23 protein-coding genes and 1 pseudogene are annotated in these 25,459 nt (G+C 62.3%); 4 read left to right on the top strand and 20 right to left on the bottom strand.

The features are described from left to right. Window positions 1–117: 117 nt before the first annotated feature. From GXB81_RS18165 to GXB81_RS18140, 6 genes are all read right to left on the bottom strand, one after another. A complete protein-coding gene (locus GXB81_RS18165) occupies window positions 118–2,274 on the bottom strand; it encodes a plasmid replication protein, CyRepA1 family (protein ID WP_205989948.1) in 2,157 nt (718 codons plus the stop codon). Continuing rightward, the gene (locus GXB81_RS18160) at window positions 2,271–3,239 is read right to left on the bottom strand and encodes a hypothetical protein (protein ID WP_205989947.1); all 969 of its coding nucleotides are present in this window, start codon (window positions 3,237–3,239) and stop codon (window positions 2,271–2,273) included. The genes GXB81_RS18165 and GXB81_RS18160 overlap by 4 nt, the downstream gene beginning before the upstream one ends. Window positions 3,240–3,420: 181 nt before the next feature. Continuing rightward, the gene (locus GXB81_RS18155) at window positions 3,421–3,876 is read right to left on the bottom strand and encodes a hypothetical protein (RefSeq protein ID WP_205989946.1); all 456 of its coding nucleotides are present in this window, start codon (window positions 3,874–3,876) and stop codon (window positions 3,421–3,423) included. A 23-nt stretch (window positions 3,877–3,899) separates the two neighbouring features. After that, window positions 3,900–4,370 (bottom strand): ribonuclease E inhibitor RraB, encoded by a 471-nt coding sequence (locus tag GXB81_RS18150; protein ID WP_205989945.1) that lies wholly within the window; start codon window positions 4,368–4,370, stop codon window positions 3,900–3,902. A gap of 80 nt (window positions 4,371–4,450) precedes the next feature. Next, window positions 4,451–5,191, bottom strand: coding sequence for an H-NS histone family protein (locus GXB81_RS18145; RefSeq protein WP_241016422.1), 741 nt, complete (start codon window positions 5,189–5,191; stop codon window positions 4,451–4,453). A gap of 175 nt (window positions 5,192–5,366) precedes the next feature. Continuing rightward, window positions 5,367–6,113 (bottom strand): hypothetical protein, encoded by a 747-nt coding sequence (locus GXB81_RS18140; protein WP_205989944.1) that lies wholly within the window; start codon window positions 6,111–6,113, stop codon window positions 5,367–5,369. Window positions 6,114–6,331: 218 nt separating this feature from the next. Here GXB81_RS18140 and GXB81_RS18135 point away from each other — a divergent pair, with 218 nt between their 5' ends. Next, window positions 6,332–6,556, top strand: coding sequence for a hypothetical protein (locus GXB81_RS18135; protein ID WP_205989943.1), 225 nt, complete (start codon window positions 6,332–6,334; stop codon window positions 6,554–6,556). Window positions 6,557–6,645: 89 nt separating this feature from the next. On the opposite strand, the gene GXB81_RS31915 is transcribed toward GXB81_RS18135, so the two are convergent. Further along, window positions 6,646–8,481 carry a recombinase family protein gene (locus tag GXB81_RS31915; protein WP_205989942.1) on the bottom strand — a complete coding sequence of 612 codons (1,836 nt, stop codon included), beginning with the start codon at window positions 8,479–8,481 and terminating at the stop codon, window positions 6,646–6,648. A 101-nt stretch (window positions 8,482–8,582) separates the two neighbouring features. On the opposite strand from GXB81_RS31915, the pseudogene GXB81_RS18125 reads away from it, so the two are divergent. Then, window positions 8,583–9,452: pseudogene (locus tag GXB81_RS18125) on the top strand (ATP-binding protein); the annotation flags it as partial. A gap of 332 nt (window positions 9,453–9,784) precedes the next feature. Here GXB81_RS18125 and GXB81_RS18120 read toward each other — a convergent pair. Beyond that, on the bottom strand, window positions 9,785–10,372 hold the full coding sequence (locus tag GXB81_RS18120; RefSeq protein WP_241016421.1) for a hypothetical protein: 588 nt from the start codon (window positions 10,370–10,372) through the stop codon (window positions 9,785–9,787). 338 nt (window positions 10,373–10,710) lie between these two features. Here GXB81_RS18120 and GXB81_RS18115 point away from each other — a divergent pair, with 338 nt between their 5' ends. Then, on the top strand, window positions 10,711–11,238 hold the full coding sequence (locus GXB81_RS18115; RefSeq protein ID WP_205989941.1) for a TlpA disulfide reductase family protein: 528 nt from the start codon (window positions 10,711–10,713) through the stop codon (window positions 11,236–11,238). Window positions 11,239–11,379: 141 nt separating this feature from the next. Here GXB81_RS18115 and GXB81_RS18110 read toward each other — a convergent pair whose 3' ends face one another. The 7 genes from GXB81_RS18110 to GXB81_RS18080 form a co-directional block, all read right to left on the bottom strand. Continuing rightward, complete coding sequence (locus tag GXB81_RS18110; protein ID WP_167042474.1) at window positions 11,380–12,729, bottom strand: sigma-54 dependent transcriptional regulator; 1,350 nt, start codon at window positions 12,727–12,729, stop codon at window positions 11,380–11,382. 30 nt (window positions 12,730–12,759) lie between these two features. Continuing rightward, window positions 12,760–14,709: an ATP-binding protein gene (locus tag GXB81_RS18105; RefSeq protein WP_241016420.1), complete on the bottom strand. Its 1,950-nt coding sequence runs from the start codon at window positions 14,707–14,709 to the stop codon at window positions 12,760–12,762. A 272-nt stretch (window positions 14,710–14,981) separates the two neighbouring features. Continuing rightward, complete coding sequence (locus GXB81_RS18100; RefSeq protein WP_167042472.1) at window positions 14,982–16,262, bottom strand: dicarboxylate/amino acid:cation symporter; 1,281 nt, start codon at window positions 16,260–16,262, stop codon at window positions 14,982–14,984. 353 nt (window positions 16,263–16,615) lie between these two features. Continuing rightward, complete coding sequence (ugpQ, locus tag GXB81_RS18095) at window positions 16,616–17,383, bottom strand: glycerophosphodiester phosphodiesterase (protein WP_167042470.1); 768 nt, start codon at window positions 17,381–17,383, stop codon at window positions 16,616–16,618. Window positions 17,384–17,635: 252 nt separating this feature from the next. Further along, window positions 17,636–18,646, bottom strand: a complete 1,011-nt coding sequence (gene lipA, locus GXB81_RS18090) for a lipoyl synthase (protein ID WP_205989940.1) — start codon at window positions 18,644–18,646, stop codon at window positions 17,636–17,638. Between the two features lie 13 nt (window positions 18,647–18,659). Continuing rightward, a complete protein-coding gene (gene lipB / locus GXB81_RS18085; protein WP_205989939.1) occupies window positions 18,660–19,394 on the bottom strand; it encodes a lipoyl(octanoyl) transferase LipB in 735 nt (244 codons plus the stop codon). Window positions 19,395–19,471: 77 nt separating this feature from the next. Next, on the bottom strand, window positions 19,472–19,798 hold the full coding sequence (locus GXB81_RS18080; RefSeq protein WP_205989938.1) for a DUF2917 domain-containing protein: 327 nt from the start codon (window positions 19,796–19,798) through the stop codon (window positions 19,472–19,474). A gap of 98 nt (window positions 19,799–19,896) precedes the next feature. Here GXB81_RS18080 and GXB81_RS18075 point away from each other — a divergent pair, with 98 nt between their 5' ends. After that, complete coding sequence (locus tag GXB81_RS18075) at window positions 19,897–20,901, top strand: transcriptional regulator GcvA (protein ID WP_205989937.1); 1,005 nt, start codon at window positions 19,897–19,899, stop codon at window positions 20,899–20,901. 42 nt (window positions 20,902–20,943) lie between these two features. Here GXB81_RS18075 and GXB81_RS18070 read toward each other — a convergent pair whose 3' ends face one another. The 5 genes from GXB81_RS18070 to GXB81_RS18050 form a co-directional block, all read right to left on the bottom strand. Then, the gene (locus GXB81_RS18070; RefSeq protein ID WP_167042459.1) at window positions 20,944–21,213 is read right to left on the bottom strand and encodes a DUF493 family protein; all 270 of its coding nucleotides are present in this window, start codon (window positions 21,211–21,213) and stop codon (window positions 20,944–20,946) included. 100 nt (window positions 21,214–21,313) lie between these two features. After that, on the bottom strand, window positions 21,314–22,543 hold the full coding sequence (locus GXB81_RS18065) for a D-alanyl-D-alanine carboxypeptidase family protein (RefSeq protein WP_205989936.1): 1,230 nt from the start codon (window positions 22,541–22,543) through the stop codon (window positions 21,314–21,316). Window positions 22,544–22,875: 332 nt separating this feature from the next. Next, complete coding sequence (locus GXB81_RS18060) at window positions 22,876–23,520, bottom strand: alpha/beta hydrolase (protein WP_205989935.1); 645 nt, start codon at window positions 23,518–23,520, stop codon at window positions 22,876–22,878. A 49-nt stretch (window positions 23,521–23,569) separates the two neighbouring features. After that, complete coding sequence (locus tag GXB81_RS18055; protein ID WP_167042453.1) at window positions 23,570–23,890, bottom strand: ferredoxin; 321 nt, start codon at window positions 23,888–23,890, stop codon at window positions 23,570–23,572. Window positions 23,891–24,192: 302 nt separating this feature from the next. After that, entirely contained in the window at window positions 24,193–25,350 is a 1,158-nt protein-coding gene (locus GXB81_RS18050) for a VanZ family protein (protein ID WP_205989934.1), read from the bottom strand. Window positions 25,351–25,459: the final 109 nt, after the last annotated feature.

The following is a 25,459-nucleotide window of genomic DNA, read 5'->3' as shown; positions in this document are numbered from 1 at the left end:
CCCATGCCTTGACGCTGCCCGGACGTGTACAAATTTGCAGCGGTTTCCAGTAGGGTGATATTCGTAGGTGTTACTACATTTCTACGGAAAAGCTCAACATTTTTGTACACGACGGCCCTATACGCCAGCAACGTCGGCATCATCGATCACGGGCGAAAGCTTTGCCATGCCCTCGTAATCGATGACATAGCCGGTGCAGTCCTTCTTTCGATTCTTTTTGATCACGATACCGATACGGCGCAGTAGTGCATTGAAGACCTTCGTTTTCGCCTCGGGTGCTTCCGGCGTGACGAAATCGGTTCCAAGGTAGGCATTAACCACGTTCATCTTCGTCGAAGCGTATCGCGCCACGTTATCGACCATGTCGTTCGTTACAACCCACTCTAACTTTGCCAATTGGTCACGCCGATGCTTCGATGCGTCTCGACCCCGACGCGAATTTGAATCGCCGATGGCGCTCATTGCTTCCGCGTACTCGCTTTCGACTTCCTTGTAGCGCGCCGCGCGTCGAAAAGCCTCTTTCCGGTCGATGCCTGCCTCCTGAAGCGCACCGTTGAACAGATCGCGTTTGACGACGCGGTGCTCATATTCGGTCATAGCTTTGGTAACACGATCACTCTTTCGTTCGTACTGGTCGCGCTCGATTGCCAATCCCCTCGAATCGCGCAGAAGCCGAACGTTTCGCAATACATCGCGCACCTCGTCGGATTGATACTGCTGGATCTGTTGCAGCGTTACCTGCGCTGGCGATGTCAAGCCGAAGAAATCGCAGACATACCACTTGGTCAACGACCTATTTTGTTCGCGGGAAAGATCGGCACGATCTTTCGCACGCAACACATCGGCTTCCTCGAAGTCGATGTTCTTTGCGTCCAATATGAGGTCAGCCTTTTTCGTACCGTATGGATCACCTCCGAACTTCAGCATCTCGCTACCGGCCTTCTTCATCGCCTTATCGACGGCCACCAACGAAACGCGCCAGCCCTCGTCGGCTTTCAGATCACGGAATTTCGCAACGCGGTGCATCTTCCACTCCTGATTCAGCCAAGTGGTTCGGGCATAAAAATCAAGATATGTGTCCTCGGCTTTGGTGATCGACACTTCCTCATCCGGGAAGACGATCTTCTGTGTCCGAATCTCCTTCTCCAATACTCCGTTGCGAATGGCACGTTCTGACGTATGTTCGCGCCGCCCGGCGCTTTGAATCCACACCTTCACCGTATCGCACTTACGAACCCGGCTGATAGCCTGATCGCAATCCTGATAGGTGTAAATGTTGCCGCTGAAGACACCGTACACGGCTTCGAACCAATCCACATCGATACTGACGCCCGTACTGAGTGTAGAGGTTGCAATAAGCACCTGATACTTTTGGGCCTCCTCGTTCGGGTTCTGGAAGAATGCTTGGTGCCGATCCTCGCCGTTCGTTTCGCCGGTCAGCATCAATACGTTGATCCTTTGGCCGTCCGTTCGAACCAGTCCGGTCAACAGGGTTTTCAGCTTATTGGCAACACCGAGTTCACTGACAGGAATGTACACGCGCTTGCCATCGACGATGTCCGTGATGAGTTCGGCGATGAGGTGATTCTTGTCCTCATAGATTTCGATGGCACGATCCGTTTTCCACTCGTTGATGATGGTCACAACCCGGTCTGATTCGAAATTGCGCCGCAATTTCGATATCACGTAGCCAGTGAGTTCACTGGTCATATCGGCGTCCAGACAGATGATCTGCTTCGCGCGCCATGCCAGCTTGACGAGAACGTTGAAGATCGCCTCTCGATTAGCTGCCGTCGTCTCGCCGATAAAATGTCGGAAGACCTGCTCAGATTCGTCGATCACAAGAACGTCATAGCCACAGTACGCTACCAGCTCAATACTGTCGAGACTGACGGAATAACGCCAATGCGGTTCCTTGTCATCCAGATAGCAATGCAACCCCAGTTCGTTCGACAGAACCGCCGCCAACGATTGGCGGTGAGACAGCTGAAGTTTGCTCCGCTGGCGCGGAATGGATTTCAGGTACTTCGCCAGCCATTGCGTCTTGCCAGTACCCTTCGGGGCCTTCACCATGATGATGTTGGCCTCATGCAAGCGACGATCATCCGTTGGTACATCTTGAGCAAGGTAACGGGCATCAACGCGCATTTCATCATACAACCCCGCGTCTTCAAACGGCTGAAAGGGACGCTTGTACGGAACCAATGCAGGGTTTTCGTGCCACCACTTCGACACATTTTCATCGGAGTATTTCTGGAACGGCGATTTGCTCATTGCTTCGCCTCCGATTTCTCGCGAAGGCGCTTGCGCTCTGCGATCATTGCCAGTCCTTCGGCAATACCGTCGCCCTGTGCCTGCCACATATAGACCGTGCCGCACTTCTTGCACACCAGATAGGGACGCCTGCTCTTCGATACCGCAACGAACTCGGTCGGCTTTACGTCGCCGTGAGACGGGAACGGGCAACGGACTTTCGAAATCTTCCGGTCGATGTCCTTTACCTTGATCGGGCCATGCGCCGTCTCCAGAACGTCGTTGGGCATCAGGCGGAACTCGCTTTGACCGTTGCGCTCGACGGCTGCCTTCGCTGTCTTCGGCTGCGCTGCCGGTAGCGGAATCGATTCAAACATGCGCCAGTCCAGAAGTGCCCCTTCATTTCGCCATGCGCGGGCATGTGCCGCATATTTTTCATATACGGCGGGAAGGAGAAAAACCTGCCCTTCTTCATACGTCACATCATCGGCTACGTCGTGACCGATCCACCTTTCGATTGCTGATTTGCGTTGCATAAACTCGGCCTTCCGCATCGGCTCGGTGAACGGAAGCACTACCCGGGCCTTGTCCTTGTCTTCATGGCGATGACGCACTGAGGTGAAGGAGACGTATTCGTACTCGCCGAAACGCTGCTGCACTTCGTCAAGCGGCAAACCGCCGTCGAAGTCGATAACGAGCATCGACATTTCGACAAGGTTCGATTTGAGACGCCGGACATGGGTTTCGCTGAAACACTTGAGCGGCTTGCCATGCTTGTCGGTGCCGTGATCGATAGCCGGATCATCAACGCTCTTGTAACGCCATGCGCTGAACGAAGGCAACGCCAGCTTGTCGCCAACGACAACCGGATGGCTGGAGACCAGCATCGATGCCAGTTCGTCCCACGACGCAAGCACGGGCTTTACTACGTTGTCGTAGACGCTATTAAAATTGGTGTAATGGATTTGCAGTGCAGAATTGGACACATTGATTCCTCGCAGAAACGCGATATTCGCGGAACCACGCACAGGTGATCCGCTTCGCTAGGTTATGGGTCGAGTTACCAGATCGACCGTCGCAAAGGTCAGCAGGAGGCCGTCATTTCGTTGGTAACGGCGCGAAGCGGTGACGACCGCCCTGCTGGCTTGCGATAGTTCTATTTATCTGCTACTTCTGCTCCACATCTTCAGTAACTGCCGGAACGTCCCATTCGGTGTACTCGCCGCCGTGCTCAATGATTTTCTGGCGGGCGTATCCGCAGTACTCGATCAGGGAGCCGAACGTCGAAGGTCCGAGGTGATGGAAATCGACACAATGCGCTCCGTCATCCATTGCGATGACCGAAATAAAGAAAAAGCCTTCGTCATCGATCAGGAACTTTGCGAAGTCTTTCGCAATCGGATTCGATTGGAATTGCGCACAATGGCGAATGAAGCGATTGCGATTGGGAACATCATTCTGTTCGATGAGTTCCGCGATGGTTCCTGCCAGCTTTGCTACGAATTCATCATGTTCATCCGGCGCCTCGTTATCCAGATTGGCGCGGAAAAGCATTCCATCAAAGTAGTCATGGAGTTCAGAATTCTCTCCGGAATGATGCTCTGCTTCAGAAATTTGGTGCATGTTCTTTGTCCTTTCTTATCTGGTTAGGCCGCGCCGTGGAAATTCTTTGCGATATTCACATCGTCAGGATCGTCCTTACGCATGACCGGCGACTCCCATCCGTCGTACTCACCACCAGCATCTATTACGATTTTTCGCACAACGCCTACCCAGTGGGCAATGTTCGGCAGAGTTCCAGAACAGAAATCGACTCGCCAGCGCTTGTTTTTCACGGGCATAGCAAGCGTTTCGATGTACCCCTGTTGGTGGACGAATTTCGCGAGACGGTGCGCGGCCTTCTTCGAGGTGAAGTACGCAAAGTGCCGAACCCGGCGCAATCGTTCGGAAACATCTCCGTCCCTGACCATATAGGCTTGCGTCAAAATCGTGGACGTCAATTGAGCCGGCGTATACAGCTCCTTCAGATACGAGAGCTCGTCGGGAAGATCAGGATAGTCGGCCTTGTCAGCGTTGACCTCTGCGTACACCTTGATCTCGTAGTCGTCTTTATTCATGAAATTCTCCTTGCTAATATTCGGTGTACTAACCGACTGTCGCTTATGTACACCGATTGGTTAATCCTGCTGGATCTGGCTTAGTTCGAAACGATAGGCGCGTTCAGGGCGTTCGAAGCCGCGTGCGCTACATCGACTGCGGCCAAGTGGGCCGACTGCGCGACCATCGGTGCCGGGGTAGCATCCGCAACGACAACACTCCCGACCTGCTGAACCGTATCGTTGTCGTTCATCGGCACGCGCGCAGCGTCGTTGTGTCCGGTCGCTTCGGTTTGCGCGCTCGGGCCAGTCCTGGTAAGCGTCGATGCGTTGGCTTCATTCGTCGCAGTGGAGCTTCCCCGTACAACGGGTTGGTGCATATAGCCTGCTACGTCGTTCCCACCAGCATTAGCAATCTGCTCGCGGCACTTGTTCGCCGTGGCGGCTTCTTTCTCGGCTTTCCTCGCTGCACGCTCTGCCTTCTTCGCTTCGTGCTCGGCTTTCGCCTGCTCGTCCTTTGCCTTTTTGGCGACCCACTCAGGATTCAGGAATTGTTCCAGCTGCTTGCCCTTTGTCCAAAGCGGTGCATTACCCTTGCCGCTCCACGTTTCGTCCGAAAGCGGATCGCGGTACTTCGGAATGCTAGGCGGCACCGGGAACGTCAACTTTTCGTTGGTAATCCCATAGCGATTGATCAACGCTTGCACTTGTTCGATTGCCGAACCAAGCTCGCGCTCGCGGGCCTCAGCCTTGCGTCCTCGCAACGCGATTACCTGAGCCATAAGCGCGGCTTCTTCTGCGTCGATCTGGTCCAGAGTCGCAGTAATATTCGTTTCCATCATTTCGTCATCTCCTTGGTTAATTGACGGTAGGCGAATGATGCGACAGAACGAATCGTGCTACAGGTAGGGAGTAGATTTCCCGTTATTCGATCAGCGTAAAACGCGGAAACGTGCAGCAAATATAAAGGCCCGAAGCTGGATTGCCAGCTTCGGGCCTTCTTCGATGACGAGCCTCCTACCGCGACCGCTTTGTATACTGCCGATCGGACCGGTCGGATGGAATGACCGAAGGGAAAACGCCGTTTATCGTGCCTTCGACACACGCCCAATAGAACGCGTCAGCTTCGAGGATCGTTTGTTTGCATGAATCTAGCTGGGCAATGTTCTCAGCACCCGCATTCAATAGGCCAACCAGGTCATCAGACGGATGCCAACCGAAATCCCGGGCGATGGCCGGAATTTTCAGGACAAGCGCAGCGATCTCACGATGTGAATACTCGAAGTCTAACGGCCTGTCCGGGTCCGAATAATCTATCGAGCCGTCAAGCAAATCGTGGACGAGATCAGCACGATCCAAGCGATTCAGCAGCTTTAGGTTGGTCTGCGACTTGATCGCAGCGATTCTGTACTTCGGTTCGTCGCCGATAGCGCCGTCCGAAGGAATTCCTTCGCCGAAAAATAGGCGGCGCTTCGACGCTAGCCACTCGTGCCATGCGTCAGAGTTCTCTGCGATTGTTGGTAGCGCGTGAATGTCACCCCAATCCTCGTACAACTCGGCGATGCACGGATGCTTCGCCTCTCGTTCGACACACTCCGTAGCACCAGCGTCGCCAGCGCGCTTCGACGCGCAATACGATTCGAAGACCTCGTTCTGTCGAAAAAATGAGAACCAGCGATGAAGCAAGCGGTCGTAAATTTCGGCGTTACTCAGGGTCGAATAGTCGATCGCATCGTGCCAATCGTCGTCAATTTGTAAGGTCATCGTACTTCGCTTCGTTAACGTGTCGGGCGGCGATACGGAACATCGACGCCATCTGTTCGGGATTCGCAGCTCCGCTAGCCTCTCGAAAGCGAAGAATCTAACGTAAGGTGTTGAATCCCAGCAAGGGGCTGGCGCAATCCAGCCGCCTTGGTGGTTAAGGATCGTCGATAAATACTTTAATGCTCGAACAACAATCCCGAGCGCGAAGCGGAGAAAACATGAACGAACTGGAGCGGCAACAGGAAGCTGACGAGGCATACCACGAACGATGGACGGCACGATATGGATTCGTACCGCCTGCCGATCAAGAACACCCAATTACGAAGAAGTTCTGGGAGCTCGAAGAAGCATGGCACGTGTGGCACACCGCATTTGCGTGGAGGCAATTCCAGAGGGCCGTCGCAGAAACGGGAGCGGTGTTTGCCGTGACCGACGTATCGTAGCTCGCGAAACGGAGTTGATCGGCACAGCCGTTGAAGCAAGCCGCTTAGCGATTAGTGGGGGACGTGGGCACCGACTGTATGCGGTGCTGTCATGCGCCCTCTCTTTCCGTACCCTGCGATGTAGATGCGAGCCCCTTCAGCCGCTCCAGCGCGCCGAACGTCGTTACGTATGCGGCCAACCCATGCGCGTCCCGCGGGACTTCAAGGTGCAACAACTCAGGGTTTTCGAGATCTGGCCGAATCGTGCGAATGGTGTCACTTCGGGAAATCATCGTGAAGAATCGCTCGTTTACGGTCGGCGCCAGCTTTAGTCTGCTTGTGATGTGTTCATCTGCCGCCTTCGGATCGGTTCCAATGTTTACCAGATGCGCGCGCAGTTTCTCCACGAAGTGCGGTTTCTCAATGTAGCCGCCGGGGTACATTGCGACTCGAACGATGAGCCGCTTTATATGCTGGCTCAGCCGCGCACGTACGTCGTACAGTTCATTTCTTTCTAGTTCACTGAGCCGCTGGAGCAATCCGTCAATCGATGCGCGAACGGCCGTCACGTCAACAGTCGCATTCGCACGGAGATCGTATTTCTGCCGTGTCTCAGCCAGTTCGGCGTTGAGCGCATTCCGTTCCTGTTCCAATTCGACCATGCGCGCTTCGAACTGTTGAAATCTCATTCCCGATTCGATAGCTTTGAGAATGTTTGTCTGCTTTTGCTCGTTATCGACGATGGTCGATTCGAGCACTGCGATACGCGCGGCAAGAGCGGCGAGTTCTGATTTGACCGTATCGCGAGTCTGAAGGAAAGCGTCGAAGTCTAGACCCTTGCAATACGTCAGAACGCTACGCTCGAACTGCGGATACTCCCACGGTACGTAGTGGCAACCCTTTCCCGCTTTCGCCCGCGCACATACCAGCAATTTCGCACGCGGACCACCGTGACCTTTGTTAACGTATACCATCGATCCATTGCAGTAGCCGCAGCGGAGAATGCCAGAAAACAGATTTGAGAAAGTCTGCCCTTTGCGGCCCGCACTGTTCGTGCGACGCGATTGTCGCGCTGTCATAGCGAGAACGAAATCTTCGTCGGAAATGATTCGCGGGAAATAGTCTAAAGCCGGATCGCCCTCGGGAACACGCTTGCCGTTTACAAGCGTATGCGGCTGGAATTCTCCCAAGACTGCCCGGTTGTCGAGGATTTTTTTGATGTACGACGCGTGCCACCGGTCGGCCGACCGCGTTCCCCAAGTCTGCAAGCCCTCCTGGTTCAGTCGTCGTGCAACAGTTTCCGAACCGATCCCGTCTTTCGACCATTGGAACATGCGCTGCACGAGTTCGACGCGATCCGGTACGAGTGAATAAGCTGTCCTGTCGGCATTAAGCTTCAGCCACGCAGGGGCTATCTCGGTCAGCTTTTCATCGCCGATTTTGCCTCTCTTTGCCTTCCACGCCTCTCTGATCCGCCGACTCTTTGTCAGCGATTCTTCGTGTGCACGAGACATGATGGCGATTGACATCAGCAAGTCCGTGAACTGCTTGCCAGAGTCTTCCTCCTTCCCGTATTCCCTACCATCCGCCAACGTGACGATGCGAATTCCGCGATTGACGATTGACATGAAAATCTCAAGCGCATCCATAAGCTGTGCGCGAGAAATCCGGTCAAGGGACTCCACCAGCAAATAAGATCCCGGTTCGACTGCACCCGAATCGACGGCGCGAAGAAACGCACCGAGTTCGCCGTTCCTAACATTCGACTTGTCGAAAGCCGAAACCCCAAGGTCGCGATACGTTAGTTTTTCATCAAGCGTTAGGCCGTGAGCCTGCGCATACTTCTGGGAGAGTTCCGATTGCCGCCGGAACGAATCCCCGTGCTGTTGTTCTGGCGTGGAGAAGCGGATATACGAGTACGCCTTCGGGGTCTTGGGAGGAGGCACGGCACAGGTAGCGGAAACAGGGAGGGCTAATCTATCACAAGGCCATATGCTATAGCCGCCCGGCCGGGTTAAATTGGCCTGTTGGGTTTATTTGGCCTCAGGTTCTGCTGATCGGGCCGCCCGGCGCCGGCAAGTCGATGCTCGCCGCGCGTCTGCCCGGGCTGTTGCCGCCCATGACCGACGACGAAGCGCTGACTTCCGCCGCGCTGCTGTCCGCGAGCCGGATCGGCTTCACGCCGTCGCAATGGCGGCAACGGCCGTTTCGCGCGCCGCATCATTCGTCGAGCGCGGCGGCGCTGGTCGGCGGACGCAATCCGCCGCAGCCGGGCGAGATCACGCTCGCTCATCTGGGTGTGCTGTTCCTCGACGAGTTGCCCGAATTCGATCGCGTCGTGCTCGAAACGCTGCGCGAGCCGCTCGAAGCCGGCCGCATCACGATCTCGCGCGCCGCGTTGCAGGCCGATTTCCCGGCCGCCTGCCAACTGATTGCCGCGATGAACCCGTGCCCGTGCGGCTGGCGCGGCGATCCCGGCGGGCGCTGCCGTTGCACGCCGGAAATCGCGACGCGTTATCTGCGCAAGCTCTCGGGGCCGCTGCTCGACCGGATCGACATCCAGCTCGAAGTGCCGGCGCTCACACCCGCCGAACTCGGAGCCCGCGCGGCCACCACGGGTGAAGCGAGCGCAGTTATCGCGCAACGGGTCAGCGCCGCGCGCGAGCGGCAATTGATCCGCCAGAGCAAAACCAACCGTGAACTGGATGGCCGGGAAGTGGATGAGGTCTGCCGCCCGGACCCGGCCGGCGAAGCGATACTGCGCGAAGCGGGCGAGCGTTTCGGCTGGTCGGCGCGTGCTTACTACCGCGTGCTGAAGGTCGCGCGGACCATCGCCGACCTCGCCGGCGCGGCGATGCCGAGCGCCGCGCAAATCGCCGAAGCGATCCAGTATCGCAGGGCTTTGGGCTCACTATGAGGAGAAAAATCTACTGTCAAGACTTGACTTATGCACATCTTCGCGCTTTTGACAAATTTTGAAACAATTCCGAAGCCCGCCCAAGCATAAACCAATAAACCTTTGATTTAATTGATTTTTATAAAACCCACCACATCAGTGAATTCTGACGAAATCCCCGCCGGACGGGCTTTTGCGGCAAATCAGGCCGACTTCTCAACAGAGTTATCCACAGGAACGGGGCTTATCGCCAAAACTTCAACGTAAACCGGGAATTAGCGCACAAAGCTGCGAAGGAACTTTCACTTCGCGCGGCACTCTCCTTGCGCCGCATCGGCCTAAACGCCCCGCGCTCAATAAAGCTGGAACGACGAAAAAAACTGGTCGACCTGGTCCTGCGGCAGCGGTTGGTCGGCGATGATCGCCGCCTGATAGACGTGCCGGCCGTGTGCGACGAGCCGCGCGTAGACAATGCGGGTCTCGTGCTGTGCGCCGGCCTCGCCGCTCACCTTCATCTCGAGGCCAGGGGTATGGCCGCCCGCGGCGAGCGGAATTTGCACCGCGTGCGCATCGGGTGCCGCGCCGACGTTGCGGGCCAAACCCGCGCGCAGGAAATCGAGCGCGGCGCGCTGGGTGGCGTCGCTATCGTCGGGCAGCATCACCGTGCCGACCGCGAAAACCGCGTTGCCGGCTTCGGCCGTCTGCATCGCCATCTGCACCGGCGCGCCGTTGATCTGCACCGCGCGCTGGTCCTTGCCCGGTTTGGCCGGAAAGTCGACGGTGTAGCCGTCGTCGTTGTTCATGACAGTGCGCCAGTCGAATGTCGGCGAGCAGGCGCTCAACGCGACGCCGAGTGCAAGCGCGGCCGCCGCCGTGCCGAGCACGGTTCGGGTTCGGGGGTACGGCAGGCGCGGGAGAATGCGGTCGGAGCCGAGCAGCATACTGTGCTCCCGCAAGCGCTGCGGCAGAGGCAGACAAAGCGGCAACCAGACTGGAAAGCGAGCCGGAAAGCGGCCCAACGGGGCAAGACGACACAACACACGCACAAGCAACCAGCGGCAACAAAAGGCAGTTCTGGACATGGAAACGGAAGATCGGGCTGACAGGAACGTAAAGCCCTATTATCCGCTGATCCACGGCGGGTTTCGCTCCCGCTGGCGTGCCGCGCGGACGCAACGGCACCAATGGAGCTACAATAGCCGGGCTATTCAGCACCGGCCCGACGTGCCACCCTGCCCCATTGTTCCGCGCGCCCCGCGCGACTCACGAGGTTCCGTTCATGAGCTCCAATTCATCAACCGCCGCCCAGCGCACGAACCCGCTTCGCTACATCATTGCGGCAATCGTGGTCGTCGCGCTCGCCGTCGCCGGTTACTTCGCGTTCGCGGGCCAGCAACGCGTGCCCGACGCGACCTTCACGCTGCTGTCGGGCAAGAAGCTCACGACCGCCGATCTCAAAGGCAAGGTCTATCTGGTCAATTTCTGGGCGACGAACTGCGACACCTGCATGAAGGAAATGCCGCAGATGGTCCAGACCTATAACCGCTTCAAGGGCCAGGGGCTCGAATTCGTCGCGGTGGCCATGAACTACGACGCACCGATGTACGTGACCAACTACACGGCAACGCGTCAGCTGCCGTTCAAGGTCGCGATGGACGACGGCTCGGCCGCCAAGCAGTTCGGCAACGTCCAGCTCACGCCGACCACGTTCGTCATCGACAAGGACGGCAAGATTCTGAAGCGCTATGTCGGCGAACCGCAGTTCGCGGAACTCGACCAGTTGCTCGAAAAGGCGCTCAAGACCTGACGCCTGCCGCAGCGGCGCCGGGCAGGCCACCAAGCCAGGCCCGGCCCGGGTTAAAAAGAGCCGCATCAAGGAACCGCATCAACCCCGCCTCGAACGAAACGCCGGCCGCCTGACGCGGCCGGCGTTTTGCTTTTAGCCCTCTCAGCGCTCCCCTTCCCCTTTGGCCGCGAGGCCATACCGCTTGATCTTCTCGTAGAGCGTCGCCTTGCCGAGTTGCAGCCGGTCGGCCGCCACGGCGACCACGCCGCCCGCCTGCTCCAGCGCCTCGGCGATCATCGCCCGCTCGAACTGCTCGACCCGCTCCTTGAGCGGTTGCGCGGCCGCGTCCTCGTCGGCGAAGGACAGCGCGGGTTCGTCGGCGATGCCGAGCACGAAGCGGTCGGCGGCATTGCGCAACTCGCGCACGTTGCCGGGCCAGTCGCGCTGCATCAGGCTCGCGCGCTGGCGATCGGTGAGAATCGGCGCCGGCCGTTGATAGCGCACGGCCGCATCGAGCACGAAGTGTTCGAACAGCGGCACGATGTCCTCGCGGCGCTCGCCAAGCGGCGGCAGCGCGATCGTCACCACGTTGAGCCGGTAGAGCAGATCGCGCCGGAACGAACCGTCCGCGACATGCTCGGCCATGTCGCCCTTCGCGGCCGCCACCACGCGGCAATTGACGCGAATCGGCTGATTCGAGCCGAGCCGCTCCAGCACGCCGTCCTGCAGCACGCGCAGCAGCTTGACCTGCAACGCGAGCGGCATGCTCTCGATTTCGTCGAGAAACAGCGTGCCGCCCGACGCATGTTCGAGCTTGCCGATCCGCCGTTTCGCCGCGCCCGTGAACGCGCCCGGCTCGTAGCCGAACATCTCCGATTCGAACATCGGCTCGGGCAGCGCGCCGCAATTCACCGCGATAAACGGCTTGTCACGCCGCGGCGACAGCTCGTGCAGGCTACGCGCGATCAGTTCCTTGCCCGCGCCGGTATCGCCGTTGATGAGCACCGACGCATCGGTCGGCGCAACGTTGGCGATCAGCCGCCGCACCTGCTCGATCGCGGGACTGCGGCCGATGATGCGCGGCGCCACCGTGTTCTGTTCCGCCAGCTCACGGCGCAGCGCGAGGTTTTCGAGCACGAGCTTGCGGCGCTCCAGCGCACGCCGCACGGTCTCGATCAGCCGCTCGGACGCGAACGGTTTTTCGATGAAGTCGTAGGCGCCGTCGCGCATCGCCTGCACGGCCATCGAGATATCGCCGTGACCGGTGACGAGAATCACCGGCACGTCGGGCGCGCGCTCGTGGCATTGCGCGAGCAGATCGAGCCCGCTCGCGCCGGGCAGCCGGATATCGCTGACGATCACGCCGGAAAAGTCCGCGCTGATAAGCTTCGCCGCCGCCTCGACCGACGCGTGGCCGATCACGTCGAAGCCCGCCAGTTGCAGGCTCTGCACGCTCGCGCGGCGCACCAGTTCATCGTCTTCGATATATAGCACCTGCAGGCCGTCGTTCATGGCGTGTTCCGTGTGAGGCTTCGTGTGATGTCAGGAGCCCGCGCCCGGCGAGTCGTGCCCGGCGTTCGTCGGCACGCGCGCGCGGCGCAGCGTCAGCACGAATGATGCACCGCCGTGCGGCGTGTTGCGCGCGACGAGCGAACCGCCGCAGTCGCGTGCGATCGACGATGAAATCGCGAGGCCGAGGCCGAGCCCCTGGCCCATTTCCTTGGTCGTGAAGAACGGCTCGAAGAGGCGCGGCAGCACGTCGTCGGCAATGCCGGGGCCGTTGTCGACAACCGCGATCGACAGATTCGCGTCGCTCGCTTCGACCTCGACCGCGATGCGCGGCGCGCTCATGCCGGCGGTCGCGTCGAGCGCGTTGCCGAGCAGGTTGATGAGCACCTGTTCGAGCCGCAGATCATCGCAATGCGCGACCAGTTCGGGATGATCGTCCGCAAGACTCAGCGGTGCGCGCCAACCGGCAAGCGCATCGGCGCCGGCATCGGCACTTGCATCCGCATCGATCAGCACGAACCCGAGTTCGACGCCCTGCAAGCGCTTTTGCAGCAATGCGACGACGTTGCGCAAGGCCCGCACGACCGGCGCGCGTGCGCTGCGCGGCCGCGCGCGGCCCACGAACAGCTTCAACTGGTTCGTGATCTTGCCCATTCGCTCGGTCAGCGCCGCGATCGCTTCGAGATTCTCGCGCGCCGACGCCTGATCGCCGCGTTCGAGCAGCACGCGCGTGTTGTCCGAGAAACTGCGCAGCGCGGCAAGCGGCTGATTCAGTTCATGCGTGATGCCGGCCGCCATCTGGCCGAGCGCCGCGAGCTTGCTCGCCTGGATCAGCTCGTCGTGGGCGGCGCGCAATTCCTGTTCGGCGCGCGTGCGCTCGGCCACTTCCTTCTGCAACTGCTCGTTCGCCTCGGACAGATCGGCGGTGCGCTCGGCAACGCGCTGGTTCAGCTCCGCATACGCCTTCTGCAGCAGCGCGCGGCTGCGCATCACTTCGCGCACGCGCGCGCGACGCATGCGCCAGTAGAACGCGAGCAGCACGAGCGAGATATAGCCGAAGCCCGTGACGATGGTTGCCTTGCGCGCGTCGGCGTCGACCGGATCGACCGGCGACAACGTAATCAGATGCCAGTCGGGTTCGCCCATGCCGCGCCGCGACGCGAGATAGCGCGGCGCGAGACGCCCGCCGCCGATGCGCACGATCTGCGCATTGCCTTCGAGCGTGCGCTCGATCGTGACCGGCAGCGGCGCGATCGGCTGCTGTGCGTATTGCCGCGCCTGGTAGATCGAATCAGCGACCTGTCCAGGCAGCGGACGGATCGTGTGGTATTTCCAGGCCGGCACCGAGGAGAGAAAGATCACGCCATGATCGTCGGTCACGAGCAGCGGCTCGGATGCATCGACGCCCTGGAACCATTCGAGATCGAGCTTGACGACCGCCACGCCGACGATCTTGCCGTCGCGCCGCACCGGCTGCGAAATGTAATAGCCCGGCGCCTGCGAAATCGTGCCGATGCCGAAGAAGCGGCCCACGCCGCCGTTGACCGCATCGACGAAATACGGCCGGAACTGGTAGCCCGCGCCGACGAAGCTGCCCGGCCCGCGCCAGTTGCTGGCGGCGACGCAATAGCCGTCGAGCGAGATGATGTAGGTGACCGTCGCGCGCGCGTGGCGGTTCAGGTCTTCGAGATAGAGATTGGCGCGCTTGACGTTGGCCGGGCTCGGATCGACAAGCACATCCTGCACGATCGGATGCTCGGCGAGCAGATAAGGCAGCGATTCGTAGCGTTCGAGCGTGCTTTTGAGCGCGCTCGCGGTGCGCTCGGCGCGCACCGCTGCGTTGCTCCGCAGCGTGTCGACGCCGCTGCGCCACGCGATACCGTAGGTGAGCCCGCATGCCGCCACGAGCCCGGCCAGCAGCGCGAAGAAGATCAGCAGGCGGCGCGTCACGTTGGCAAGGTCCGATCGATAGGGATCGGACATTGTGGCATAAGGCGGCACGGGCTCGCGGCCGGACTGGCCGCGGGTTTCGCCTGGCGCTTTGCCGCGCGCTTTGCTGTGAGTTGCGCTGCAAGTTGCGCCGCGAATTTCGCCGCACACCGGGCTGCGGGTTTCGCCCGCCGGATGCCCCGCATGCTCCGGATGTGCCGAAGAAGACGCGCGAGCAGGCTCTTCGGAAGAATGCGCGGACGCCGGTTTCATACGCAGGCGTCCGCGCTCATGACGACAGAAACAGCCGAAGCCCCAAGCGCCGCTCAGACGCCGGCCGGCTCTTTGACCGCCACGTCGCCGCGCAGCACCGCGCTGAGCCGGCTGCGGTCGAGCTCCTTCTCCCAGGCCGACACGACGACCGTCGCGACACCGTTGCCGACGATGTTGGTCAGCGCGCGGCATTCGCTCATGAAGCGGTCGATGCCGAGAATCAGCACCATGCCCGAGAGCGGGATCGTCGGCACGACGGCGAGCGTCGCCGCGAGCGTGATGAAGCCCGCGCCGGTCACGCCGCTCGCGCCCTTCGAGGTCAGCATCGTCACCGCGAGCAGCGTGAGCTGCTGCGTCCACGTGAGATCGGTGTTGGTCGCCTGGGCGATGAACAGCACCGCCATCGTCATGTAGATATTGGTGCCGTCGAGGTTGAACGAGTAGCCGGTCGGCACCACGAGGCCCACCACCGAGCGCGAGCAGCCGAGATTTTCGAGCTTCTGCATCAGTTGCGGCAGCGCGGCTTCGGACGAGCTCGTGCCGAGCACGATCAGCATCTCTTCCTTGATGTACGCGACGAAGCGCAGGATGTTGAAGCCCACGAGGCGCGCGATGATGCCGAGCACGACCACCACGAACACGATCGAGGTCAGATAGAACGTGCCGATCAGCTTGAGCATCGGCAGCAGCGAGCCGATGCCGTATTTGCCGATCGTGAAGGCCATCGCGCCGAACGCGCCGATCGGCGCGAGCTTCGTGATGATGCGCACGATGCCGAACAGGATGTGCGAGAGGCTGTCGATGAAGTTCGTCACGACCTTGCCCTTCTCGCCGGCCGTCGCGAGCACCGCGCCGAACAGCAGCGCGACCAGCAGGATCTGCAGGATTTCACCCTGCGCGAACGCCGACGAGATCGTGTCCGGAATGATGTGCATCAGGAAGTCGACGCTCGACTGGCCGTGCGCCTTAGCCGCGTACGACGCGACCGCGCGGCTGTCGAGCGAGGCCGGATCGACGTTGAAGCCGGCGCCCGGACGCAGCAGGTGCGTGGCCGCGAGGCCGAGCACGAGCGCGAAGGTCGAGACGATCTCGAAGTACAGCAGCGCCTTCCCGCCGACGCGCCCGACCTTCTTCATGTCTTCCATGCCGGCGATGCCCGTCACCACCGTGCAGAAGATGATCGGCCCGATCACCATCTTGATGAGCTTGATGAAGCCGTCGCCGAGCGGCTTCATGTCGACGGCGAGGTTCGGGTAGAAATGCCCCAGTACGATGCCGATGATGATCGCCACGATCACCTGGACGTACAGCACTTTATGGATAGGTTTCTTCACGATGATTCCTGCGAGGGGGATGAGCTCATGACCTGCGGCACGCCGCGCGCGAACGGATCGTCGTCGCGCGAGTACGGCATCAGGGCGCGATAAGACGACGAATACAGAAATACCGGGAAGGGAAATCGGACATCGTTGTCTCCTTGCTTTAGTTGTCGGGCCGTTGCGGCCGCGCGTTCTGAATTGCAAGGTCGATGCCAGATCGATGCAGGGCTGGAAGCCTTGATTTCTATGGGTTTTCTGGCGATACCGGCCGCGCGCCGTCCGGGATTCCGGAAATCCGGACGAAGGCCGTCGGGGAATCCGGAATCGGGCGCGGGCGGGATTGCGGGGAAACCCGCAGGGGTTTCCGCCTAGGCCAGCATGTCATGCGCGAGCAGATCGATGCGGTCCGTGCAGATCATGTCGACGCCCCATTGCGCGAGCCGTTGCGCGCGCGCCGGGTCGTTCACCGTGTAAGCGAGTACGCGCAGTCCGGCCGCGCGGACCTGGGCGACGAGCGGCTCGCTCAGATAGCGGTGGCTCGCGTGCAGCGACACGCAGTCGAGTTCGCGCACGATGCGCAGCCAGTCCGCCGGCAGTTCCTCGAACAGCATGCCGCGCGGCAGCGAGGGAGCGGCATCGCGCGCGGCGGCGAGCGCGTCGAACGAAAACGACGACAGCAGCGGCGGCGTCGGTCCGTGCCACAAGCTCAGCGCGCCGCGAGCGACCAGCGTGCCGGTGATCGCCTCGCGGCCCGGACACGGCTTGATCTCGATGTTGGCGGCGATGCCGTCGCGCGCGCAGCGTTCGGCCGCTTCGGCGAGCGTCGGCAAACGCGTGCCGGCGAATTGCGCGCCGCGCCACGCACCGGCATCGAGCGCGGCGAGTTGTTGCCACGCGTGCGCGGCAGCCGGACCGTGACCGCTGGTCGTACGGTCGAGCGTGTCGTCGTGCAGCAGGAAAAGCTGATTGTCGGCGGAGAGCTTCGCGTCGAATTCGACCATGCGATAGCCGTAGCGCACGCATGCGTCGAAGCCGGCCAGCGTGTTTTCGGGCGCCAGCGTGCCGCCGCAGCGATGCGCAACCAGCCGCGGATAAGGCCATTGTGCGGATGTCCCGCGATCGATCCCGTTTGCCACGTCTCGTTACCCTTCCAGATAGAGCGGTTCAGTGTGCGGCCGACGCTTGCCTGCTGCGTGTGTTTGCCGCGTGTCCACCGCGTGGTTTCGCTGGCCGCAAGCGCAAGTCCCACGCGTAGTATCGCGTATGAAGAAACACCGCGGTAGGTCGCGCGGGTCACACGACGAGCGGCCCAAGCGCTGCGGACCGGCACAAAAAGAAAAGCCCGCTCAAGGCGGGCTTTTCCACGATTGCAACCGCTACCGCGAGTCTCAGACCACACCGGCTCCATGCGCCTGCACGTCGGCGTGATAGCTCGAACGAACCATCGCGCCCACGGCCGCATGCGTGAAGCCCATCTTGTACGCCTCTTCCTCGTACATTTTGAAGGTGTCCGGATGCACGTACGCGCGCACCGGCAGATGGTGCTCCGACGGCTGCAGATACTGGCCGATCGTCAGCATGTCGACGTCGTGTTCGCGCAGATCGCGCATGACCTGCAGGATTTCCTCTTCGGTTTCGCCGAGGCCGACCATCAGGCCGGACTTGGTCGCGACGTGCGGATGCAGCGCCTTGAAGTCCTTCAGCAGCTTCAGCGAATGCGCGTAGTCCGAACCGGGGCGCGCCTCCTTGTACAGACGCGGCACCGTTTCGAGGTTGTGGTTCATCACGTCGGGCGGCGCGGCGTTCAGGATGCCGAGCGCGCGGTCGAGCCGGCCGCGGAAGTCCGGCGTCAGGATTTCGATGCGCGTGTCTGGCGACTGCTCGCGCGTCTGACGAATACATTCGACGAAGTGCGCCGCGCCGCCGTCGCGCAGATCGTCACGGTCGACGCTCGTAATCACGACGTACTTCAGCTTCAGCGCGGCGATGGTGCGCGCGAGGTTGGCCGGTTCGTCGGCATCGAGCGGATCGGGACGGCCGTGGCCGACGTCGCAGAACGGGCAGCGACGCGTGCACTTGTCGCCCATGATCATGAAGGTCGCGGTGCCCTTGCCGAAGCATTCGCCGATGTTCGGGCAGCTCGCCTCTTCGCACACCGTGTGCAGGTTGTGTTCGCGCAGGATCTGCTTGATTTCGTAGAAGCGCGAATTGCCCGTGGCCGCCTTGACGCGAATCCAGTCCGGCTTCTTGAGCTTTTCGACCGGGACGACCTTGATCGGAATGCGCGCGGTTTTGGCTTGCGCTTTCTGCTTCGCGGTAGCGTCGTAAGCGGCGGGGGACACCGGCGCGCCCTCGGGCACGGGGGTGGCTGCTGCGGGATTCGCGGTTACGTCAGTCATTCGTTCGATCCAGTCAGGCGGTGAGCGCACCGGCCTGCGGTTGGGCGACGGCCGCGGGATTGCCGTCGAGGTTTGCGGTGAGGCGTGCTGCAAGGGTACGGGCCACGTCGTCCCAGCCGGCGGCAACGCCGAGCGTTGCCATGTCGACGGTTTCGAGCCCCGCGTAGCCGCATGGATTGATCGCGAGAAACGGCCGCAGGTCCATGTTCACGTTCAGGCTCACGCCGTGATAGCTGCAGCCGTTGCGGATTTTCAGGCCCAGCGCCGCGATCTTGGCACCGGCATGCGACCCGGCATCGGGTCCGGGCGCCACGTAGATGCCGGGGGCGCCCGCCTTGCGTTCTCCGGCGAGATTATACGCCGCCAGGGTGTCGATCACGGCCTGCTCGATCCGCGTGACCATCTCGCGCACCATCAGCTTGCGCCGGCGCAGGTCGAGCAGCAGATAGGCGACCACCTGCCCCGGCCCGTGGTACGTGATCTGCCCGCCCCGGTCGACCTTGACGAGCGGGATGGCGCTGTCGGCGGCGAGCAGGTGGGCCGGATCGCCGGCCTGGCCGAGCGTGAAGACGGGCGGATGTTCGACGAGCCAGATTTCGTCGGGGGTGTCGGCGGTGCGAGCATCGGTGAATGCGCGCATCGCGTCGAAACTGGCTTCGTAGGATTCGCGGCCGAGCCAGCGCAGCGTGGGCGACGCAGGCGCCGTAGCGGCGGGCAAGGGAGACGGAGAAACCGGGGTGGCGCACATGATCGTGGCAGTTTACCGAAATCTCGGAAACCGCGCCCGACGGGGAAAGGCCGAGCGGCCTGCCCGTCGCACCGTCCTCAAACCGTGCGCCAGCCGCCCCGCATCCGCATGACCAGCCGTTCGCCGACGCGCGCGAGCCAGTTCAGCGCGCGCTCGTCGCAACGCGTCGGCACCGAGAACGTGACCTTCGCGTGCTGAGCCCCTTCGGCGCCGAGCCAGAGCCGCTCGCCACGCCGCAGATGCAGCGTCTGGCCGGGCTGCAGCCAGTAGTCCAGCGTGTCGTCGCTGCGCGTGATCCAGACCGCGCCGCCGCGCACCGTCAGCTTCGTGCTGCGCGCCACCCGCAACGGCAAGGTTTCGCCCGTGCGGACTTCGTATGCAATGCTAGAGGAAATTTCTCGCATGATGCCCTCGCCAAAAATCGTTTCATGGCTAAAATCGTAGACATAGCAAGGGCTTGCGCAAAACGATCAATTTTCACGGCTATGTGAGAAATATTGCAATGGACCTCAGGCAACTCCCCGCCCTGAACGCGGTCAAGGCGTTCGAAGCCGCCGCCCGCCACGAGAGCTTCTCGCGCGCCGCCGACGAGCTGTTCGTCACCCACGGCGCGGTCAGCCACCAGATCCGCGCGCTCGAAGCCGAGCTCGGCGTGTCGCTGTTCGCGCGCGACGGCAAGCGCGTGCGCCTGACCGAAACCGGCCGCCGCTATGCCGCGCAGGTGCGCGCCGCACTGATGGAACTCGCCGACGCCACTCGCGCGATCCGTGCCGGCGACCGCGAGCGGCGCCTCGTGGTGTCGATGCTGTCGTCGTTCGCGGCGCGCTGGGTGACACCGCGCATCGGCAGCTTTATCGAGGCGCATCCGCAGTGGGACCTCGAACTGCTGTCCACCAACGCGCTCACCGATTTCGCGCGCGACGACGTCGACCTCGCGATCCGTTTCGGCTTCGGCAAATATCCGGGGCTGCACGCGGAACTGCTGCTCGACGAGATTTTCTTTCCGGCCTGCTCGCCGAACTTCAACGGCGGCAAGCTGCCGCAAACCCCGGCCGATCTCGCCAAAGTCCCGCTGCTGCGCTCCGACGACGAGCTATGGCGTCCGTGGTTCGACGCAGCCGGCCTGACCGACTGGCCGGAGCCGAAGCGCGGCGTGCTGTATCAGGATTCGTCGAATCTGCTGCAGGCGGCCATCGACGGCCAAGGGGTCGCACTCACGCGCCGCTCGCTCGCGATGCACGAAATCGCGGCGGGCCGGCTCGTGCGGCTCTTCGACGTGGATGGGCCGAGCCCGTGGCAATACTATTTCATCTGTCCGCCGCAAATGCTCGAAACCGCGCGGGTCAAGGCGTTTCGCGACTGGGTGTTCGACGAGGTGGGACGCTTCAGGCAGCGCTTCGACCTCGCCTGCGAGACCGGTCCCGCGGCCAGCGCGCGCCTCGCTGCGGAGGTGACGACGGAAGCGACGCCGGAAGCGGCGGCGCACGCATTGCGCGCCACGCCGTAAGCCGAGTCGTGTGAAGAAAGCAGGCGAAGAATCGCGCGCCGCTTACAGCACGACCTTGACCATCGGATGGCCGGTCAGCGCGCGATAGATGTCGTCGAGATGCGCTCGGCTCGTGGCGCGCACGTGGACGGTCAGCCCCGTGTAGGTACCGCTGCTCGACGGCCGCGTTTCGACGCGCGAGGCGTCGACGTCGTTATCGAACTGGCGTACCACCGCGACGATCGTCTCGGCAAACTCTGGATGCGATTTGCCCATGATCTTGATCGGGAAATCGCAGGGAAACTCGAACAGCGAGTCGTTCTCGGTACTCATTCTTTACTCCTTGCCGCACCACGGCCTCAGCGGCCTCGGCTTGCCGATGCCGCAGCCGGCGAAACGCGCCGCGGCATCAACGGTGATTGCAACGTAGCCCTTACTTTTTCTTGTTGAACATCAGCATCAGCGAATCCCACACGCGGCCGACCACACCGGCCTGCGGCACCGGCTGCAGCGCGACCACCGGGAACTGCGCGAGCACCTTGCCGTCGGCAACGAACTTCGCAGTACCGACCTGCTGGCCGTTCGCGATCGGCGCGACGAGCGGATCGTTCAGCTCGATCTGCGGCTTCGCCTTGTCGCCCGCGCCCTTCGGCAGCGTGACGTACTGGTCGCTCTTCACGCCGACCTGCACGCTGTCCTGCGCACCCTTGTAGACGCGCGGCGTGGCCACGACCTGGTTCGCCTTGTACAGACGCGTCGTGTCGTAAGCGGTGTAGCCGTAGTTCAGCATCTTCAGGCTGTCCTGCACGCGGTCGTGCTCCTTGGTCTCGCCCATCATCACCGAGACGAGACGGCGCGACGCGTCGGTCGTGCCCGGCAGCGAACGCTTCGCGCTCGCGATCAGGCAGTAGCCCGCCGCCTGCGTGTGACCGGTCTTCAGGCCGTCGACGGTCGGGTCGATCCACAGCAGACGGTTGCGGTTCGGCTGCTTGATCTTGTTGTACGTGAATTCCTTGACCGAGAAGATGTTGTAGTAGTCCGGATAATCGCGGATCAGCCGCGCCGACAGCACCGCGAGATCGCCCGCCGTGGTGTAGTGCTGCGGGTCGGGCATGCCGTTCACGTCGGCGAAATGCGTGTGCGTCATGCCGAGCTTCTGCGCTTCGGTGTTCATCATGTTGACGAACTGCGCCTCGCTGCCGCCGACCAGTTCGGCCAGCGCGATCGCCGCGTCGTTGCCCGACTGCACGATCATGCCGTACACGAGGTCGTGCACGGTGACGGGCTTGTTCGCCTCGATGAACATGCGCGATTCGTCCGTCTTCACGCGGCGCACGGCCTCGCTCGGCATGACGGTCTGATCCATCGTGATCTTCTTCGTGTCGAGCGCCTCGAACACGAGATAGGCGGTCATCAGCTTGGTGAGCGAGGCCGGCTCGACGCGCTCCTCGGCATTGCCGGACGCGAGCACCTGGTTGCTGGTGGCGTCGACGAGCACCCACGAGCGCGCATTCACGGCCGGCGGCGGCACCTGCGCGAACGCGCCCGAGGCGGCGAGCGCGGCCGGCAGCACGAGACCGAGGGTGAGGGCGCGATTCAGCGAGACGGGAACGAACGAGGCGACGGACGGGAATGACGTACGGCCAGAAGAGGAGAAACGCATAGGGTCGATGGAGGCAGAAAAATACGTTGCGCGAGAGCACGCGTAGTTGGGGGAGCCGGTCGGCGGGCATCTGGCCGTAAAACGGCACGGCGCCCATTGGACTTCCGGCGGCGCAATCGGTTCGCGAACGCAGCGCTTCCCGCCCGGCCGCGCTGCGCGCGAAGCGGAACTCCGCGGCGCGCGAACTGCCGGATGGGCGGCGCTGCGCCCAAAAAAAGAGCGCCCATTATACGCGCGCTACCTGGCCGGCTTCGCGCATGGAGCGGTCGCAGGATGGCGATTCGCACACGTTTGCGCATGCCGGCCCGCGGGACGAAGCGCGGCGCGCGTTTTTACCGCCACGCCTCGACGATGATCCGCTTCAGGATGTGCAGCTTGCGGTGCAGGAAATGCTCGGCGCCCGGAATCACGACCACCGGCAGTTCCTGCGGCCGCGCCCAGTCGTACACGGATTGAATCGGCACGGTCTCGTCGACTTCGCCGTGAATCACGAGCGTGCTCTCCGGCACGGGCGCGACGTCCCAGCGGCTCGCCGCGGTGCCGACGAACACGATGCGTTCGATCTCCCGGCCTTCTTCGCGCAGCTTCGCGGCCACATGCGAGAGCACGACCGTGCCGAACGAAAAGCCCGCGAGCACGAGCGGCAGAGCGCCGTACTGCGCATCGGCGCGCATGTGTTCGAGCACCGCGTGCAGATCGTCGCGCTCGCCGACGCCCGCGTCGTGCTCGCCCTGGGTCTGGCCGACGCCGCGAAAATTCGAGCGATACGTGACGTAGTTCAGTTGCACGAGCGTGCGCGCGAGCGTCTGCGCGACCTTGTTGTCCATCGTGCCGCCAAAGAGCGGATGCGGATGCGCGACAAGCGCGATGCCGCGCGGCGCGGCGCCTTTTTCGCGCACGTCGTCGGGCAGGTCCAGCGCGACCTCGATCTTGCCGACCGGGCCGTCGATCAGATATTTCTTCGTGTTGACGTTCATGAGGGTGCCTGTCGATCGTTTTGTGATTCGCGCCTGACGGCGCGCGTTATTAATCGATCTTCAGACGTTCGACGACCTTGCCGTTCGCGAGATGCGACTCGACGATCTCGTCGATGTCGCTCTCGTCGACGTAGGTGTACCAGACGCCCTCGGGATACACGACGAGCGTCGGGCCGAGTTCGCAGCGGTCGAGGCAGCCCGCCTTGTTGATGCGCACCTGGCCGGGACCGGCGAGGCCGAGCTGCTTCACGCGCTTTTTCGCGTATTCCTGCATCGCCTGCGCGTTGCAGTTGGCGCAGCTCGGACGCTCGGCGCCGGGCTCGCGTTGATTGAGACAGAAGAAGACGTGATGCTTGTAGAAGGAATCCATGATGTCCGGGAGAGCGAGACTGAAAGGGAGTGCAATGGCGCTGTCAGCACACGGTATGCCGCGGCGCCCGTGGTGCGGACGATTATAACGAGCGGGCCAGGCGGCCGCCGGGGTCTGCTGGCCGGAAAGGCCGGCGCTTCGGCAGCACCGCATGGCGCTTCACGTGCGCTTGCATGGTATCCGACGCGGGCCCGCTGCATTTCGTGCGAGCCTCTTTCGCCCGGGCCGATGCGAACCCGGCCCATCGGGCGCACTGCCTGCGCCTGTCCGCCCGATGCACCCTCGCCTCGTTTTCCCCGGTCTCACGCGCGCTTCGCCCGACGCTTCAGCCACGCCTGCTCGACCGCGAACGCGAGCCACACCAGCGCCGCGTACGGCCAGACCCACGCGAGCCAGCGCGCGAGACCGTTGAAGTGCAGATACCGCCCTTGCCGCCAGTCGGCCAGCACCACGTCGAAATACGGATTCACCGGCAGCAGATTGACGAACACGAGCGCAACGACGAGCGCGATGGCCGCCAGCGCCGCGCGCACGCGGCGGCGCAACGGCAACGCAGCGAGTGCCGCGAGCGTGCCGCACGCGAGCCCGCTCAACGCGCCGGGCGTCGCCCAGTCGAACGCAAGGCCGGATTGCGATTGCAGAAACGTCGCGCCGGCCTTCACGCCCAAGGTCACGACGATGAACACCAGCAAGAGACGCACGCGCGGCGCATGCCGGCGCGCCGGCAGCGACGCGAGCACGAGCGCGGCGAACAGGTTCAGCGTCGTGATCAGCGCTTCCCAGGCGTCGTCGGGTAGCCACGCAGCGGCGGCCGCCGGCCATGCGCCGACGTGCCACGCGGACGGCGTCCACGCAAGCAACGCGTCCTGGGTCACCGGATCGACGCGCAGCCACAGCATGCGCGGCCAGTTGCCGAGGCCGAACAGACGCGGCGCCGGATACATCGTCGCGAACGGCCAGGTGGCGACGAGACACGCGAGCGCCGCGCGGCCGCGCTCGAACCACAGCAGCCGCAAGCGCCTGAGCAAGCCGCGATCGAGCAGCGCGCCGGTCGCGGGCGACATCATCGCCGCGCCGAGCAGCGCGCCGAGCGTGTTGGCGGCGAGATCGAGATTGGACGCGACGCGCGTCGGCAGATAAGTCTGCACCGCTTCCATCGTGCCCGACAGCAGAGCGCCGAGCCCGAACGCCAGCGCAACGGCCACGGCGCCGCGCCAGCGCGGATACACCGCGAGCACCACGAGCGCGCCGAACGGCATATAGCCGAGCACATTGGTGACGACGTCGAACGCCGTCAGATACTGCGGCATCGGATCGAACAGATAGGCAAACGGCGCGATGCCGAGCGAGCGCCAGCCGGAAAACGGATACCACGAACCGTAGACGATCAGCGCCGCATACAGCAGCAGCGCCTGCCGGGCGAGCCCCGACGGACGGCGCAACCAGGGTCGTTCGCTCATGCAGCGCTCCCTCCCGTGCGCTCGTGCGCTACCCGCCCGTCACTGCGCGGCGGCGAGCGCCTGCGAGCCGAGCCATGCGACGATCTGCGCGACGAGGTCGTCGCTGGCA

This window comes from Paraburkholderia sp. Ac-20336, from assembly GCF_017105025.1.
GTDB lineage: Bacteria > Pseudomonadota > Gammaproteobacteria > Burkholderiales > Burkholderiaceae > Paraburkholderia.
Note: the sequence above shows the minus strand (reverse complement) of the source record. Positions and strands in the feature narration are given on the sequence as shown.